The sequence below is a fragment of the Luteimonas salinisoli genome, from assembly GCF_013425525.1.
GTDB classification, from domain to species: Bacteria; Pseudomonadota; Gammaproteobacteria; order Xanthomonadales; family Xanthomonadaceae; genus Luteimonas; species Luteimonas salinisoli.
Genome location: NZ_JACCKA010000054.1, coordinates 88,148 through 104,002, shown reverse-complemented (window position 1 = coordinate 104,002; position 15,855 = coordinate 88,148). Strand labels below are relative to the sequence as shown.

The window sequence follows — 15,855 nt, the reverse complement described above, 5'->3', positions numbered from 1 at the left end:
ATGGCCGGACCGAAGGGCGGAGCAACACCCCCGGCGCGGCTCCCGCCCCGCGCAGCAACCGAAGGCGCTCTTCCAAGGAGCCACCTGCCAGAGGCGGCTAGTCATTGGCCCGGCCCCGTGGCGACGGCGAAAGATCCCCGCAACGGATGGGGCTGCCTGGCGCGGCCGGACCGAAGGGCGGAGCAACACCCCCGGCGCGACTCCCGCCCCGCGCAGCAACCGAAGGCGCTCTTCCAAGGAACCACCTGCCAGAGGCGGCTAGTCGTTGGCCCGGCCCCGTGGCGACGGTGAAAGATCCCCGCAACGGATGGGGCTGCCTGGCGCGGCCGGACCGAAGGGCGGAGCAACACCCCGGCGCGGCTCCCGCCCCGCGCGGTCGACCGAAGGCGCTCTTCCAAGGAGCCATCTGCCAGGCACCGCGATTGACTGTCGCCGCCCCGTGGCGACGGTGATGGATCACCACGACGGATGGGACTGCCTGGCGCGGGAACCGACCGGCGCCGCGACGATGGTGCGTTACCCGAAAGCCGCATTGGCGAATCACCGGCGCTTGCACCACAATGCCGGCTCCGTCCGCAGACCGCCGTACACGATGCCCAAGCACAAGAAGGGAAAGAAGAAGATCGAGGCTCGCCTCTCGCCGATCCACGGCAACGGCGTCTTCGCCACCGACGCGATCGCCAAGGGCGAGCGGGTGATCCGCTACAAGGGCAAGCTGCGCACCCACGACGAGGTCGATGCCGAATACGGCGACATCGACGAGGACGGCCATACCTTCCTGTTCACCCTCAACGACGACTACGTCATCGACGCCAACGTCGACGGCAACGTCGCCCGCTGGATCAACCACAGCTGCGCACCCAACTGCGAGGCCGTGATCGAAGAGGACGACAAGAGCCGCCCCCACAAGGACAAGGTGTTCATCGAGGCCGTCCGCGACATCGCCGCCGGCGAGGAGCTCACCTACAACTACGGCATCACCCTGGACGAGCGGCACACTCCGAAGCTCAAGAAGCTCTGGGGCTGCCGCTGCGGCGCGAAGACCTGCACCGGGACCATGCTGCAACCCAAGCGCTGACCGCCGCGCCCCGAGCTCCGTCCGCGACCCTGCCGCCGGCTGGGCCGCGGCGATGTCGGTCCGGGAGTCGATGATCGCGGGTCGAGGGTCGTGGGTTCAGGCGGAGTCGGCAAGGAGCGACGCCAGTGTTCCAAGGGCGCCGCGGCCGTGCCCGCCTGCCGGACGCGCCCCGTTGCGCGACGGCGCGAAAAGGTTGCCATGACCAATGCCAGTCGGATCGGCGCGGCATCGCGGGTAGCGTGCATCCCTCCGGCGCCGACGCCTCCCCGAAGGACCTCGATTCCCGATGCGATTCGCGCACGCCGCCGCCGCGTTCCTGGCGTTTTCCGCAGTAGGCCTGCCGGCCGCGGCGGTCGAGATCGACGGACGCGTCGACCCGCTCGAGTGGGACGGTGCGCATCGCGTCACCGACTTCCGCAAGGTCCAGCCGCTCAACGGCGAGCCCGCCTCGCATCCTACCGAGGCCTGGATCCTCGCCACTCCCGAAGGTCTCGCGGTGGCGTTCCGCAACCTCCAGCCACCGAGCGTGCCGCGCTCGCGCGAGCGGCTGCCGCGCGATTTCCAGGCACAGGTCGACCGCGTCAACCTGATGGTCGACTTCGACGGCGGCGGCCGCACCGGCTACGCCTTCACCGTCAGCGCCACCGGCGACGTCTACGACGCCGTGATCACCGACGGCAGCAGCTTCAACAGCGACTGGGACGGCAGCTGGCGAACCGCCGTCAGCGAGGACGCCGAAGGCTGGTCGGTCGAGATCCTGGTGCCCTGGCACCTAGCGCCGATGCGCGGCGGCGACGGCGACACCCGCACCCTGCACGTGTACCTGGACCGGGTGGTCGGCGCCAGCGGCGAGCGCGTCGCCTGGCCGGCGGCCAGCTTCCAGCGGCCGCGGTTCCTCACCGAGTTCGCCCCGCTCGAGGTGCCCCGCCACAGCCAGTCGCTGCTGGCGATCACGCCCTATGTCTCCGGCCTCTACGACAACGTCGACGGTCGCGGCAACTTCGAGGGCGGCGCCGACCTGTTCTGGAAGCCTAACGGGCAGTTCCAGCTGACCGCCACCGTCAATCCCGACTTCGGCCAGGTTGAGAGCGACGACCTGGTGGTGAACTTCAGCGCCACCGAGACCTTCGTCAGCGACAAGCGTCCGTTCTTCACCGAGAACCAGGGGCTGTTCGAGTTCACCACTCCCTCCGACTACAGCCAATTGCTGTACACGCGCCGCGTCGGCGGCCCGGCCGACGACGGCTCCGGCGCCGGCGACATCACCGCGGCGCTGAAGCTCAACGGCAATGCCGGCGCGTCGCGGTACGGGCTGTTCCTGGCCGACGAGGCCGGTGCCGCGGGGCGCAGGTTCGGCGCGCTGCGGCTCACCCACGACCTGGAGCGGCAGAACCTCGGGTTGATGCTGACCCGGGTGGAGCGCCCGTTCCTGGACCGCGAGGCCACGGTGCTGGGCGTGGACCAGGACTGGCGGCCCACCGATCGGCTCAGCGTCCGCACCCGCCTGCTGGGCAGCCGCGTCGACCAGGACGGCGCGACCACCCGCGGCGCCGGCGCGACCTCCTATGCCGACTACGAGATGGAGCGCGGCTGGCGCCAGCAGTGGATGGCCATGCATTTCTCCGACGACCTGCAGATCAACGATTTCGGCTATCTCTCGCGCAACGACCTCAACTATGCGCACTGGCAGGTCTCGCGGCGCCTGGCCTCGCTGCCGGCCGCATCGCGCTATTCGGCGCACGACTGGCGCTGGCGCGTCTCGGCCACGCGCAGCGACAGCGGCGAAGGCCTCTCCGAGCAGTTGCGCATCTCCCGCAGCAGCACCCTGCGCAACGGCAGCGAGGAATACGCCCAGGTCAACATCAACAGTGCCGGCGTCGACGACCTGCTGACCCGCGGCCACGGCTCGCTGCGGGTGCCGCCGCGCACAAGCGCCTACTACGAATTCTCGCGGCCGCGCCGGGGCGCTTGGGCGCACGAGGTCGAGGCCGAGGTGTTCGGCGGCGGCCTGTCGGGAAACCGCCGCCTCGGCCATTTTCTGGAGTACGTGCCCACCTTCCACGTCAGCGACCACCTCAACCTGCTCGCCGGCCTGTCGATCCTGCGCCGGCCCGACTGGCTGGTCTGGCAGCGCGACAATCTGGTGGGCAGCTTCTCCCACCGCAGCCTGCAACTGGAAGCCGGGATCAACTGGACCATGGCCGAGCGCCAGGAACTGCGGGTGAAGCTGCAGGCGCTGGCGCTCGATGCGCGGCTGCGCCAGGCCTACCGGGTCGAGGGCGGCCGGGCCATCGCCACCGCCGAGCCGGTCGACGATTTCAGCGTCCGCACGCTGGGGTTCCAGGTGCGCTACCGCTACGAGCTGGCGCCGCTGTCGCACCTGTACGTGGTGTATGCCCGCGGCGGCTACGACCAGCTGGCGCAGGCGGGGGACGACCTCGGCGGCATGCTGGGCGACGCGCTCGGGCTGCGCGACGACGAGCAGCTGCTGGTCAAGTTGAGCTACCGCTTCGAGCGGTGAGCGCGGTAGCGGCCGATGCGTCGGCGCCATTGCCGGCCATCGCGCTCCGGCAACGGTTGCACCGCGGCGGGCGCCGGTTCACGGCTGCAGCTCGCGCAGCTGCGCGGAGGCGATGCGCCAGGCCCGCTGTTCCGCGCTGGCGCCGTCCACCACGGCCCGGCGCAGCGTGTAGGCGCCCACCTGGCGGATCGCGGCGCCGTCGCCGCCGCGCGCGGTCACGCTGACGGGGATCTCGACGTAGCGCGAGCCCGCCGCACCTTCTACCGGGCCGGCGTCGCCGACCTGCACGGCCAACTCCGCGGTGGATGCGAAAGCATCGGCGAACTGCTCCGGGGTCTGCCCGCTGCTGCGGCCGCCGTCCGACCACAGGGCATAGGCGCGCGGGTAGTCGCGAGCGGCGAGCGCCGCGTAGTAATCGCGAATCACCGCGACCGCGCCCGCCGCGCCCGGCTCCGGTCCTTGCGCGGGTTCCGTTCCCGGTGCCTCGGATACGGGGGCCGGCGTGGCGGTGGGGTCGTGCCCGACCAGGCCGGCCTCCGGGTTGTCCTCGAGCGGCGGCAGGCCGCCATCGCCGTCGGCCGGATAGAGCGGCGGGATCTCGGGCGCGGGCGGCGGGCCGCCGACCACGGCCGCGCCTGGGCCGGCGCCCTCGGGCATTCCGGTGACTGCGCCCGCCGGCCCCGCCGGTGCCGGCAGAGGCTCCTGCCCGGCGGCCGTCGGCTGGTCGTCGGTCGTCCCGCGATCCGCGCCGCCGCAGGCAGCCAGCAGCAGCGCGTGGATCAGGGCGATGGCGATCGTCGGGCGGATGCGGCGCATGGGCGTGGACCGGAGCGGGCGGAAGGGCATGGCGAATCCTACCCATGCGCCGTGAACCCGCGGTCGCCGCCCCGCTTCAGTCCGGCAGGGTCAGCGCCTTGCGCCCGGGCCGCAGCCACGCCAGCAGCATGCCCAGCGATGCCATGGCGACGAGGTCGAAGGCGACCTGGCGCAGCATCAGCGACAGCGGCAGCGGCTGGCCTACGTAAGCCAGCAGGTGCCACGGCACGAACGACAATAGCGCGACCGCGATGCCGAAACGCAGGCCGGTCCCGAGCTCCACCTCGTCGGTGTCGTGCAGGCGCCGGTACAGCCACGTCATCGAGAAGCCGATCAGCAGGTAGGCCGCCACGATCCAGCCGAAGCGCGCGTTGGCTTCGGTCTGGCTGCGGTAGAGCGAGGCGTGGGCCAGGTAGTCCGCACGCAGCAGCACGCCATGGACCAGGAAGCCGAGCAGCAGTGCGGCCATCGCCACCACGAACCCGCAGACCCAGAAACGCTTGTCCATGTGCCGCTCCGCGCAGCGCGCCCGCGCGCGCCCCGCCCACATGCTAGCGCCGCGCCCGGGGCGGGTCGATGCCGACCTCCCGTGCCTGGAGAACCTCGCGGCTGGCCCCGGCGCGGGAGTGCGCGGTTCGATCGCTGCCGGATGCGCCGTCCTCCAGGGCCTCCGCCTCGGCGGCCGCGGCCATCAGCAGCGGCAGCGGATCGTATGCGCCGCCGGCTCCGTAGACTCCGTAGTGCAGATGCGGCGGCGTGCCGCGCGCGTTGCCGGTATCGCCCACGGCGCCGAGCGCGCTGCCGGGCCAGACCACGTCCCCCGGCGCCAGGCCCGGCGCCCAGTCGTCGAGATGGGCGTAGTAGTGGCGTTCGCGGGCCGGTCCCAGAACCCACACCTGGCGGCCGCCCAGCCCGCCTTCGCGCACCGCGGCGACGATGCCGGGGGTGGCGCTCAGCACCGCGGTGCCGCGCGGCGCGAAGATGTCGACGCCCTCGTGCCGGCGGTCGGCGCCGCGCGGGTCGCCGAAGGTGTCGGCCACGCGTGCCGCCGACACGTCGCGAACCGGCATCGCCAGCGACGCCGGCGGCGGCATCCGCGACAGCGTCCAACCCATCCGTACCCGCTCCATGAAGGGTTGCCGCCACGCCCAGGCGCCAGCGTACGCGACGGCGACCAGCAACAGCGCCCAGATCGCCAGGCGCATGGCTGCGGAGCGGTAGTCGCGCTTGGATGCTGTCGGCGTGCCGGCCACGCGTCGAGGCTAGCGGCCCGGCGGTGAACCGATCGTCGCGGCGCAGGCCTTCAGCTGGCGTGCAGCTGCTGTTCCAGCCCGGCCTTCAGGGTCTCGTCGAGCCCGAGCTGGCGAGCCAGCTCGTCGAGGTAGGCGCGCTCCATGTAGTTCTGCTCGTCCGCCACCATCAGGCTGGCGAGGTACATCTCCGAGGCGATCTCGGGCGTCGCGCCGGCGCGCGCGACCTCGGCCGGGTCCAGCGGCTTCTCGAGCTCGGCATGCATCCACCGCTGCAGGTCGGCGTCGCCGGCGAGGCGGCGGAACTCGCCCTCGATGGTCTCGCGTTCGCGCGCGTCGATGTGGCCATCGGCCTTGGCCGCGGCCACCAGCGCCTTGAGGATCGCTTCGCTGTGTACCTCGGCCTGCGGCGGCGGCAGCCGGTCCACGGTCTGCGGTTCCGGCGCGGAGGTCTGCTGCTGCCGCTGGTAGTCGCCGTAGGCGCGATAGGCCATCACGCCGATCGCCGCCAGGCCGCCGTAGGTGGCCAGCTTGCGGGTGGTGCGGTTGCGGCCGAGCAGCAGCCCGAGCATGCCGCCGCTGATCGCGCCCTTGCCGAAATCGGATTCGAGCACGCCCTTGCGGTCGCCGCTGGAGGCGCCGGGCAGGTTCGATTTGAGCAGATGGTCGAGAAATCCCTGGAGTTGCATCGTCGAGTCCGGAAGGGGGTGATCGTGCCCCGCGAGGCGGGGCGGAGGGCCCAAAGAAAAGGCCGGGCGCTCCTGCGGAGCGGACCGGCCCTTTCGATCATGCCCGGAGCGCGCGCGCGCCGGGGCTCGCCGCGATCAGGCGGCGGCGTCCTTGAGCTTCTTCAGCGGGCGCACCTTGACCTTCACCGAGGCCGGCTTGGCGGCGAACCACTGCTCTTCCTTGGTGAACGGGTTGATGCCCTTGCGCTTCGGCTTGGCGGCGACCTTGACGGCGCTGATCTTCAGCACGCCCGGCAGGGTGAAGGTGCCGGCGCCCTTCTTGTTGACCGAAGCGGCGATGGTGCCTTCCAGCGCGGCCATCACGGCGCGCACGTCCTTGGCGGCGACGCCGGAGGTGTCGGCAATGTGGGCCACCAGGCCGGACTTGCTGAGGGACTCCTTGATCGGCTTCTGGGCGGTCGGCTTGGCAGCCGCCTTTTTCGGGGCAGCGGCTTTCTTGGCCGCCTTTTTCGCTTTCTTCGCCATGTTTCCTGTTCCGTGATGGATGATTGTAGGAATGACCGGGCATCGCCCGGCAGACGGAATGTAGGGCATGCGCGCGCTGCCGCCAATAGGAAAACGCAAAAAAACTAGGGTTTTTTCGCTTTCGGGCGATCCGCATCATTCGTGCCAGCGCGTCGCGGGCGCGGCGGCCAGCGCCACCAGCACGCGGCGAGCAGGACCGCGAACGCGCTGTAGGCGGCCACGAAGATCCACCACGGCGCCTCGAAAAAGATCAGCCGCGAGAGCCAGTGCTGGATGAAGGAAGCGTCGTAAGTGGCCTGTCCGGCACGGTTTCGCAGCGCCTGCTCCCAGACGGTCAGCGGACACAGGCGCCCCAGCCAGGCCTGCGCGGCGATCAGCACCATGAGCGCCAGGTGCGCGATCCGGAATCCGCGATGGCGCACCCAGCGCCAGCCGAGCGGGCCTCCGACGAGGATCCCCAGCGCGCCGGCGACCACGAAGGCGACGATGGCCACGTGCGCGGCCAGGATCGCGTCGGCCAGCCACCCGGCGAGCATGGGGCTCATGCTGCGCTCCGCGCCCGCGGCGGTCGTTCTCGAGGCGAACGGCCCGTGTCGCGCCGTGCCGGTGCGTCGGGGGCGACGGTGCCCACAGGCGTAGCGCGCCTGCGGCGGAGACTGAGGGCGGCGAAGGGCATGACCGGGCGGGGCGGACGGCGGGGGCAGGGCGGGAGCGCCATCGACGCATTATCGCCGACTGGCGCAGTCCGGCGATCGCGCAACCCTGTGGCCGGGGCCTACAGTTCCCAGGACGGCCGCCGCTACCGGGGAAGCATTCACGGTCGTTTCCCCGGGACTGGTGAAGAATGGGCCGCCATTCACCGCTGGGGGGGATGGGAGCAGATGAGCAGATCCCGGAACATCCATCGTCGCGGCGTCCGGACGCGCCGCCAGGCGGAGGGGTTTACGCTGCTGGAGCTGGTGTTCGCAGTGGCGATCGCGGCGGTGATCTCGATGCTGGCCATGAGCCAGTTCTCCGACTATGCCGAGCGCTCCAGGGTGGCGACGGCCAAGGCCGACATCTCGGTGATCTCCATCGACATCCAGCGCTATCGCAACGACCATGGCAAGCTGCCGGGATCGCTGGCCGACGTCGGCCGCGGGGGGTATCTGGACCCGTGGAAGAATCCCTACCACTACGCCGACGTGACCGGTCCCGGCGGCAAGGGCAAGGCGCGCAAGGACAAGAAGTTCAATCCGCTGAACTCGGATTTCGATCTCTTCAGCGCCGGCAAGGACGGCGTATTCCACAATCAGGTCAGTCACAAGGACAGTCTCGACGACGTGATCCGCGCGCGCGACGGCTCCTTCATCGACGTGGCGGAGAAATTCTGAGCCCATGCAGCCGCTGTCCGGCCCGCGGATGAAGCGCGTCTTCCTGGCCACGCGCTTCGGCCGTCGCATTTTCCTGATGTTCTGCCTCGCCGCGCTGATGCCGGCGATCGCCGTGTTCTGGATGACCTGGCGTGCCGCCTCCGAGGACGCGGAGGCCGCCGCGACGAGGGGCCTGCACGAGGCCAACAAGAGCTACGCGCTGGGTGTCTTCCAGCGCCTGCATACCGCGCGCCAGGCGCTGGCCGCGGCCGATCCGGAGGCGCTGCTGGAGGGGGCGGACGGCGAGATGCTGTCGATGTTCTTCAGCGACGTGATGGTGGCCGATGCGCCCGACGGCAGCGCCCCGCTTCGGTCGGGCGGATTCGCCGAGCGTTTGCGCGCTTCAGGGATCCCTCCGCGCTCCGAGTTGATGGTGGTAGCGCCGGCGGTGGCCAACCGTGCCCACGATGTGGTCCTGCTCAGGCGCTTCCCGGGCAACGGACGGGGCAACGTGATCGCCGGGCGGCTGGACCGCGCGTACCTGTGGGGCAATCCCGAGGAGATCGGCAACGCGGTGCGCATCTGCGTGCAGGTCGAGGACGGTGCGTGGCTGTTCTGCGGGGGCGAGCGCGAACCGGGCGGCGACGGGGCGCGCCGGATCGAGACCGAATGGAACATGTTCATCAAGCCGCACTTCGGCGCGCCCTCCTGGATTTTCACCGCGACAACGGAAGCGTCGGACGCGCTGGCGCACTTTTCGCGCTTCGTGGCGCCGGTGATGGTGGGCATCCTGCTGCTGGCGATGCTGCTCAGTTCGCTGCAGATCCGGCGCGTGGTGGGGCCGCTGGAAGTCCTGCTGGGCAGGATCCGCGCCTTCGGCGGCGGTGGCGAGCGCATCCGGGCCACGGTCGGGGACGAGTTCGGACTGCTGTCCGACACCTTCGACGAGATGCGCGCCCGCATCACCCAGCAGCTCGATACGCTGCGGGTCCTGTCGCAGATCGATCATCTGATCCTGGCGCGGGTGCCCCTCGAGGAGGTGATCGAGCTGGTGCTCGACAGGGTCGTGGAAGTCGCGGGGGGCGCCGGCGTCTGCGTGGTGCTGGCATGGCCCGAGGACGGCCGTCCCGCCGAATGCCACGCGCGCGGGCGCGGCGCCGGCCGCACCTCGGTGGCGCCGCTGCCAGCGGTGCCGCCGGTGCTGCAGCGCATGTCCCCGAGGGAGGGGGCCGGAGGCGTGGTGTTGAGCAGCGGCGAGCTCGGGCCGGCGTTGCCGCGGGACGGCGATGCGGGCCCGGGCCCGGCCGAGTCGCACGCCTGGGCGATCGCGCTCGGCGGCGAGGGCGAAACCCGCGTCTGGCTGCTGCTCGGGCGCGAGGGCAATGCGCAGCCGGCGGAAACGCTCCAGGGGCAGGTGCACGACCTGGCCGAACGGATCGCCGTGGCGGCCGCGTTCGCCAAGCACCAGGACCTGCTGCTCTATCAGGCCCGGCACGATCTGCTCACCGGACTGCCGAACCGCCTGGCCACCTTCGAGGCGCTCGCTGCCGCCATCGAGGAGGCGCGCCCGTCCGCGCGCGCCTTCGCCGTGGCCTTCGTCGACCTCGACCGCTTCAAGGCGATCAACGACGGCCTGGGCCACGCGCTGGGCGACGACATCCTGGTGCAGAGCGGCGAGCGCATCCGCGCCAGCCTGGCGCCGGGCGACTTCGTGGGCCGGTTCGGCGGCGACGAGTTCTTCGTCATCCTCCGCGGCGCCTCGCGGCCGGAACTGGTGACCGCGGCGATGGCGCGCATGGACGAGGCGTTCGCGCGGCCGATCGTGGCCGGGCATCGCGAGTTCCACCAGCGCTTCAGCGCCGGCGCGGCGTTCTTTCCGCGCGACGGCGTCGAGGCCGGCACCCTGGTGCGCAACGCCGACGTGGCGATGTACCGCGCCAAGCAGACCGGCGGTGCGCGAACGGCGTTCTTCGAGGCCGAGATGAACCAGCGCGCGGAAGAGCGCGTGCAGATGGAGAACGAACTGCGCGCGGCCATCCAGGAGGGGCAGATCGAACTGCACTACCAGCCCCGCGTGGACAGCCGCGACGACCGCATCATCGGCGTCGAGGCGCTGGCGCGCTGGATGCACCCGACCCGCGGCGTCGTCCCTCCCGACGAGTTCATCGGGCTGGCCGAGGAATGCGGGCTGATCGAGCCGCTGGGGAAGCTGGTGCTCGACAAGGCCTGCCGGCAGTTGGCCGAATGGCAGCGCATGGGCTTCGAACTCGGGGTGATGGGCGTCAACATCTCCGGCCACCAGCTGCGCTCCGGGCGCCTGCGCGGCTACGTGAGCGAGGCGATCGCCGCCAACGGCATCGCCCCGGGACGCCTGGAGCTGGAAGTCACCGAGACCATGCTGGTGCTGGACAGCGATTCCGGGATGGCGCAGCTGCAGTCGGTCCGCGAGCTCGGGGTGAAGGTGGCGATCGACGACTTCGGCACCGGCTACTCGTCGCTGGCGTACCTGACGCGCCTGCCCAGCGATACGCTCAAGATCGACCGCGCCTTCGTCGTCGACCTGCAGGACGGCGACGCCGCGGTCGAGGCCGTGGTGCGCTCGATCATCGCCATCGCCCGCGACCTGGGCAAGGGCGTGGTGGCGGAAGGGCTGGAATCGATGGAACAAGTACGCATGCTGGGCGCGTGGGGTTGCCACGTGATCCAGGGCTACGTGTACGCCCGGCCGCTGACGGCCAACGGCATCACCGGGATCCTCCTCAACGGCGGGATCGTGACCCCGGCGGGCGCGCCCGAGCCTGTCGCAACGACCGGCACCGGCGCCGATACCTGAGCGGTGCGCCCCGAGCCGGCGCTCAGTCTTCCTCCTGGCGCGGGCGCCAGCCTTCCGTCAGCTTCTGCTGCACCTGAGGCGGCACCGGCTCGTAGTGGCTGAAATCGATCGCGTAGCGGCCGCGGCCGGCGGTCACCGCCTTCAGCTCGGCGGCGTAGCCTTCCAGTTCCGACAGCGGCACCTGCGCCTTGACCAGGATCTCGCCGTCCCTGGCGGCGTCGGTGCCGTTGATGCGCGCGCGCTTGCTGGCCAGCCCGCCGCTGACGTCGCCCATGTGCGCCTCCGGCGCATGCACCTCCAGGTCGACGATCGGCTCGAGCACCTGCGGCCTGGCCTTGGCCACCGCGTCGAGGAACGCTTTGCGGCCGGCGGCGACGAAGGCCACCTCCTTGCTGTCGACCGGGTGATGCTTGCCGTCGTGCACGGTCACCCGCAGGTCCTGCATCGGGTATCCGGCCACCGCGCCGCTGCGCAGCACCTCGCGCACCCCCTTCTCGACCGCCGGAATCAGCGACCCGGGAATCACCCCGCCCTTGACCGCGTCGGCGAACTCGAACCCGGCCCCGCGCGGCAGCGGCTCGACGCGCAGGAACACCTCGCCGAACTGCCCGGCGCCGCCGGTCTGCTTCTTGTGTCGATGATGGCCCTCGGCCGCGGCGCCGACGGTCTCGCGATAGGCGATGCGCGGCGGCCGGGTCTCGACCTCGATGCCGTGGCGCTCGCGCAGGCGCTCCAGGTGAATGCGCAGGTGCAGGTCGGACAGCCCGTGGACCACGGTCTCGTTGGTCTCGACCTCGTGCTCGACCTGGAAGCAGGGATCCTCCTCGGCCATCTTGTGCAGGGCGTTCGCCAGCTTCTGCTCCTGGCCGCGGCTGCCGGCCTCGATGGCCAGGCCGAACATCGGCCGCGGGAACTCCAGCGGCGCCAGGTGGATGTGGTCCTCGTCGTGGCTGTCGTGCAGCACGGCGTCGAAATGAAGCTCTTCCACCTTGGCCACCGCGGCGATGTCGCCCGGCACCGCATGCTCGATTTCGACGTGGTCCTTGCCGTGCACGCGGAACAGATGGCCGACCTTGAACGGCTTGCGGCCGTCGTCGACGAACAGCTGGGTGTCCCTGCGCACCGTGCCCTGGTAGACGCGGAAGATGCCGAGCTTGCCGACGAATGGGTCGTGGACGATGCGGAACACGTCGGCGACCACGTGCGCGTCCGGGTCGGGCGACAGGGTGAGCGGTGCGGCGTCGGCGCCGCTGCCCTTGAGGAACTGCGGCGGATTGGCCTCCCCGGGGTGCGGGAACAGCTTCGCGGCGGCGTCGAGCAATTCCTTCACGCCGGTGCCGGTGCGCGCCGAGACGAAGCAGACCGGGACCAGATGGCCCTCGCGCAGGCACTGTTCGAAGGCGTCGTGCAGCTCGTCGCCCGACAGCGCCTGTTCGCCCTTGTCGAGGTAGCGGCCCATCACCGTCTCGTCGATCTCCACCACCTGGTCGAGGATCCGCTGGTGCCAGTCTGCCACCGCGCCGAGGTCGCTTTCGCCGCCGTCGCGGCCGAAGCAGTCGATCACCGCGGTGGCGCCCGCGGCCGGCAGGTTGAGCGGCAGCACCTCCGGGCCGAACTCCTCGCGCAGCTCGGTCAGTACCCGGGCGCAGTCCGCGCCCTCGGCATCGATCCTGTTGACCACGATCGCGCGGCACAGCCCGCGCCCGGCGGCGCGCTCCATCAGCCTGCGGGTGCCGTACCCGGCCCCGGCCACGGCGTCGACGACGACCGCAACGGTCTCGACCGCGGCCAGCGCCGAGAGGGTCGGGCCACGGAAGTCGGGGTAGCCGGGGGTGTCGATCAGGTTGATGTGCACGGACCGGCCGTGGGCCGCGGCGTGGTCGACGCTGGCGATGGCGGCGTCGATGGAGTGGCCGCGCGCCTTCTCCAGCGGGTCGTGGTCGGAGACGGTATTGCCGCGTTCGATGGTGCCTGCCGTCTGGACGGCGCCGCCGGCATGCAGCAGGGCTTCGAACAGGGTTGTTTTGCCGGCGCCCGGGTGGCCCGCGAGGGCGATGTTGCGGATCTGCGGTGTCGAGTAGGGCATGTGGCCGTTCCTCCCTGGCTGGGGTCTGGAAGTGGCCGTCATGGCTGTCCGCGGGGGGAGCGCTGCCGTCCGAGCGGCGCTCGGCGGGCGGTCATGGCGGGAAGGCACAGTAACGCCTGCCCGAACGCAGCGTCCCGTTGCATCGCAGCAAACCAGACGCGGGCCTAACGCCCGGGCCGATATCCTGCCTGTGGACGGTTCCGGCGCCGCCGGGTCCCGACAACGCAGCCGAACGATTCGATGGAGAACACGATGGGCATTTCGCGCAAGGCCACCGCACGCTGGGAAGGCGACCTCAAGTCCGGCCGGGGCAGCATCAGCACCCCGCAGAGCGGGCTGATGGACGGCACCCGCTACGGCTTCAACAGCCGCTTCGGCGACGAGAAGGGCACCAACCCCGAGGAACTGATCGCCGCGGCGCACGCCGGCTGCTTCAGCATGGCGCTGTCGGCCAAGCTCACCGAGGCCGGCCACCCGCCCGAGTCGATCGAGACCAGCGCCGAGGTCGACCTGTCGATGGAGGGCGGTCCGACGATGACCGCGATCCGGCTGAAGACCCGGGCGAAGGTGCCCGGCATCGACGCGTCGGGCTTCCGCGCCATCGCCGACGACGCCAAGCAGAACTGCCCGGTGTCCAAGGCGCTGTCGGCGGTGCCCATCGAGCTCGACGCCGAGCTCGAGGGCTGAGCTTCCGCCGGGTCATTCGCCCAGGGTCATGCTGAGCATGATCCTGCGGCCCGGTTCCCAGGTCTGGATCCCGCTGCTGCCGGCCGACCAGGCGAAGCGGTCGGTGGCGTTGTAGATCCGCAGCCTCCACAGCACCGGCACGCCTCCGGCCACGTGCCGATAGCGCGCACCGGCATTGACGATGGTGCGGGCGGGAACGCGCGTGCGCCCGAACGGGTCGGCGGGCGCCTCGCCGTGGTGGGCGGCATCGGCATCCACCGAGAAACCGTCCCAGCCGGGCGGCTGGTAGCGGAAGCTGGCCAGGGCCAGCCGCGACGACCGGCCCACCGGACGCCGGCCCGTGGTCCCGGCATCGACCAGTTCTCCGCGCAGCCGCGGTTGCAGCCAGCTCAGGCCGGCGACCACGTTCAGCCCGCCGCCGATGTCGCCCGCGACCGAGAGCTCGGCGCCGCGATGGCGCACCTCGGTGAGCAGGCGGTAGGTTCCGTCGGCGTCGAACCCTGGTTCCGGCTTGCTGATCTCGAACAGGGCTCCGATCACCGCCAGTCCCCCGGCGGCCTGCCATTTCGTGCCCACCTCGACCTGCCGCGCCAGCGCCGGGGGCAGGATCTGGAAGCGGTTGCGCGCGTGCTCGGGGGCGGCGCCGGCCTCCTCGATCGCGCGGGTGGTGGAAGCGAACGCCGTCAACCGCTCGGCCAGGGGCAGCACCACCGCGGCGTTGTAGAGCCATTGAGATGAAGATCGCGAGGTGCGCGCGCCGTCGGCCGCGAGCGAGGACTCGTCCAGGCGCACGCGGCGCAGGCCGAGGTTGGCCGCCATTCCGCTGGCGCGCAGGTGATGCCAGCCGATGCCTGCTTCCTCCTGGCCGATGGCGGCGGTGCTGCCGGCCTCGCCCCCCCAATCGCCCGGATCCGCCATCCGCGGGGGCGGACCGGACAACGAGGTGTGGCCCAGGACGACCGTGCGCACCCGCGGGCCGTGATAGTGCGAGCGTCGGCCCCGCAGGGTCACCACCAGTTCGTCGCGGCGCTGATCGCGGCTCCAGTCGCGCCGCGCGCTCGCCTCGTAGGCGCGCGCGCGCAGGCGCCGGTCGTGAGCGACGATCGTCGTGGCAGTGGCGCCGCCGTCCGCATCGACCTCCCTGAACAGGTTGAAGTCCGAGCGCGGGCGATCGACCCGCGAATCGATCGCCGACAGCGACATGTCCCAGGCGCCGGCGCGGGGCTGCGTGGTCAGGATCGCACCGGTGGTGGTGTTGCGCGTGTCGTAGCGCGACCAGTCCTGGCCCGGATAGCGCGACCGGTCGATCCGCGGCAGCGGATGCGCGCCGGCGGCCTGGTAACCGACATCGGCCTGGTATCGCTGGCGATAGCTGCCGTGGAAGGCCGTGGCCTGCCAGCGTTCGCCCAGCGCCATGCGCGGCACCAGGCCCAGGCCGCCGTAGCGCGCCTCGTTGCCATAGTAGTAGCGCGCGCTTGGAGACCCCAACGCGCCGCCGGAGAGGCTGGCGCGCCCGTCGCGGCTGCGCCGAGTGAAGAAGGCGCGCGCATAGGGCCGGGGGTTGGCGTCGAGCAGGTGCTGGAAGCCCAGTTCCAGGCTCCGGCGCTCGCGCGCGTCGTCCAGCAGCCGGTACTCGACGACCCCGGACGGGGCGGGAAAATCGAGCGCCAGCGCGCTCGGCCCGACCCTGATCTGCGACCCGGCGACGATCGTGTCCGGAGGAGCGGCGGCGCGGACGAAATAGGCGCCGCCGATCCGGTAGTTGCCGGCCTGCTGCAGATTGAATCCGCGCACCAGGGATTCGGAGTACAGGCCGATGCTCTCGACGCCGATGCGGCTGCCGAATGCGTCGTCGGCCTCGGAGATCACATCGTCCTGCGCGCGGGCGGGCGCAAGCGTGGCGGTGCCTGCTAGTGCGCCGCTCAGCGCGAAGATGCCCGCTGTTCGTCTGATGGCGGATCCGCGGGTGGTGGTGGGCATTGCCTTGCAGTTGCTCATGCGGTCTTCGGGGAGGGGGG

At 71.2% G+C, this 15,855-nt stretch carries 12 protein-coding genes and 1 pseudogene; 5 read left to right on the top strand and 8 right to left on the bottom strand.

Translation table 11 applies throughout. From position 1 onward, the window contains the following. Positions 1 to 592 precede the first annotated feature (592 nt). Both H0E84_RS08660 and H0E84_RS08655 read left to right on the top strand, forming a co-directional pair. Positions 593 to 1,078, top strand: coding sequence for an SET domain-containing protein (locus H0E84_RS08660; protein ID WP_180678243.1), 486 nt, complete (start codon positions 593 to 595; stop codon positions 1,076 to 1,078). A gap of 286 nt (positions 1,079 to 1,364) precedes the next feature. Continuing rightward, on the top strand, positions 1,365 to 3,599 hold the full coding sequence (locus tag H0E84_RS08655) for a DUF5916 domain-containing protein (protein WP_180678242.1): 2,235 nt from the start codon (positions 1,365 to 1,367) through the stop codon (positions 3,597 to 3,599). Positions 3,600 to 3,677: 78 nt separating this feature from the next. Here the strand turns inward: H0E84_RS08655 and H0E84_RS08650 are convergent, their stop codons facing one another. The 6 genes and pseudogenes from H0E84_RS08650 to H0E84_RS08625 all read right to left on the bottom strand — a co-directional run bounded on the left by H0E84_RS08650 (position 3,678) and on the right by H0E84_RS08625 (position 7,424). Continuing rightward, on the bottom strand, positions 3,678 to 4,415 hold the full coding sequence (locus H0E84_RS08650) for a hypothetical protein (RefSeq protein WP_180678241.1): 738 nt from the start codon (positions 4,413 to 4,415) through the stop codon (positions 3,678 to 3,680). 76 nt (positions 4,416 to 4,491) lie between these two features. Then, positions 4,492 to 4,923, bottom strand: a complete 432-nt coding sequence (locus H0E84_RS08645) for a hypothetical protein (RefSeq protein ID WP_180678240.1) — start codon at positions 4,921 to 4,923, stop codon at positions 4,492 to 4,494. A gap of 169 nt (positions 4,924 to 5,092) precedes the next feature. Continuing rightward, a pseudogene (locus tag H0E84_RS08640) lies at positions 5,093 to 5,620 on the bottom strand (M23 family metallopeptidase); the annotation flags it as partial. Positions 5,621 to 5,718: 98 nt separating this feature from the next. Beyond that, positions 5,719 to 6,354: a tellurite resistance TerB family protein gene (locus H0E84_RS08635; RefSeq protein ID WP_180678239.1), complete on the bottom strand. Its 636-nt coding sequence runs from the start codon at positions 6,352 to 6,354 to the stop codon at positions 5,719 to 5,721. A gap of 135 nt (positions 6,355 to 6,489) precedes the next feature. Beyond that, the gene (locus tag H0E84_RS08630; RefSeq protein ID WP_180678238.1) at positions 6,490 to 6,879 is read right to left on the bottom strand and encodes an HU family DNA-binding protein; all 390 of its coding nucleotides are present in this window, start codon (positions 6,877 to 6,879) and stop codon (positions 6,490 to 6,492) included. A 104-nt stretch (positions 6,880 to 6,983) separates the two neighbouring features. Then, complete coding sequence (locus tag H0E84_RS08625) at positions 6,984 to 7,424, bottom strand: DUF2784 domain-containing protein (RefSeq protein ID WP_180678237.1); 441 nt, start codon at positions 7,422 to 7,424, stop codon at positions 6,984 to 6,986. Between the two features lie 336 nt (positions 7,425 to 7,760). Between H0E84_RS08625 and H0E84_RS08620 the strand changes: the two genes are divergently transcribed. Beyond that, complete coding sequence (locus H0E84_RS08620) at positions 7,761 to 8,252, top strand: prepilin-type N-terminal cleavage/methylation domain-containing protein (RefSeq protein ID WP_180678236.1); 492 nt, start codon at positions 7,761 to 7,763, stop codon at positions 8,250 to 8,252. A 4-nt stretch (positions 8,253 to 8,256) separates the two neighbouring features. Continuing rightward, a complete protein-coding gene (locus tag H0E84_RS08615) occupies positions 8,257 to 11,064 on the top strand; it encodes a putative bifunctional diguanylate cyclase/phosphodiesterase (protein ID WP_180678235.1) in 2,808 nt (935 codons plus the stop codon). A gap of 22 nt (positions 11,065 to 11,086) precedes the next feature. Here the strand turns inward: H0E84_RS08615 and fusA are convergent, their stop codons facing one another. After that, positions 11,087 to 13,150 (bottom strand): elongation factor G, encoded by a 2,064-nt coding sequence (fusA, locus tag H0E84_RS08610; protein ID WP_180678234.1) that lies wholly within the window; start codon positions 13,148 to 13,150, stop codon positions 11,087 to 11,089. Between the two features lie 252 nt (positions 13,151 to 13,402). On the opposite strand from fusA, the gene H0E84_RS08605 reads away from it, so the two are divergent. Then, positions 13,403 to 13,837 carry an OsmC family protein gene (locus H0E84_RS08605; RefSeq protein WP_180678233.1) on the top strand — a complete coding sequence of 145 codons (435 nt, stop codon included), beginning with the start codon at positions 13,403 to 13,405 and terminating at the stop codon, positions 13,835 to 13,837. A 12-nt stretch (positions 13,838 to 13,849) separates the two neighbouring features. Here the strand turns inward: H0E84_RS08605 and H0E84_RS08600 are convergent, their stop codons facing one another. Beyond that, positions 13,850 to 15,835 (bottom strand): TonB-dependent receptor domain-containing protein, encoded by a 1,986-nt coding sequence (locus tag H0E84_RS08600; protein WP_180678232.1) that lies wholly within the window; start codon positions 15,833 to 15,835, stop codon positions 13,850 to 13,852. Positions 15,836 to 15,855 lie beyond the last annotated feature (20 nt).

Bases quoted from the DNA above. Each gene is read 5' to 3' on its own strand.
- H0E84_RS08635 (WP_180678239.1), bottom strand. From the start codon at position 6,354: ATGCAACTCCAGGGATTTCTCGACCATCTGCTCAAATCGAACCTGCCC.
- H0E84_RS08660 (WP_180678243.1), top strand. From the start codon at position 593: ATGCCCAAGCACAAGAAGGGAAAGAAGAAGATCGAGGCTCGCCTCTCG.
- H0E84_RS08655 (WP_180678242.1), top strand. From the start codon at position 1,365: ATGCGATTCGCGCACGCCGCCGCCGCGTTCCTGGCGTTTTCCGCAGTA.
- H0E84_RS08605 (WP_180678233.1), top strand. From the start codon at position 13,403: ATGGGCATTTCGCGCAAGGCCACCGCACGCTGGGAAGGCGACCTCAAG.
- H0E84_RS08650 (WP_180678241.1), bottom strand. From the start codon at position 4,415: ATGCGCCGCATCCGCCCGACGATCGCCATCGCCCTGATCCACGCGCTG.
- H0E84_RS08620 (WP_180678236.1), top strand. From the start codon at position 7,761: ATGAGCAGATCCCGGAACATCCATCGTCGCGGCGTCCGGACGCGCCGC.
- H0E84_RS08600 (WP_180678232.1), bottom strand. From the start codon at position 15,835: ATGAGCAACTGCAAGGCAATGCCCACCACCACCCGCGGATCCGCCATC.
- fusA (WP_180678234.1), bottom strand. From the start codon at position 13,150: ATGCCCTACTCGACACCGCAGATCCGCAACATCGCCCTCGCGGGCCAC.
- H0E84_RS08645 (WP_180678240.1), bottom strand. From the start codon at position 4,923: ATGGACAAGCGTTTCTGGGTCTGCGGGTTCGTGGTGGCGATGGCCGCA.
- H0E84_RS08630 (WP_180678238.1), bottom strand. From the start codon at position 6,879: ATGGCGAAGAAAGCGAAAAAGGCGGCCAAGAAAGCCGCTGCCCCGAAA.
- H0E84_RS08625 (WP_180678237.1), bottom strand. From the start codon at position 7,424: ATGAGCCCCATGCTCGCCGGGTGGCTGGCCGACGCGATCCTGGCCGCG.
- H0E84_RS08615 (WP_180678235.1), top strand. From the start codon at position 8,257: ATGCAGCCGCTGTCCGGCCCGCGGATGAAGCGCGTCTTCCTGGCCACG.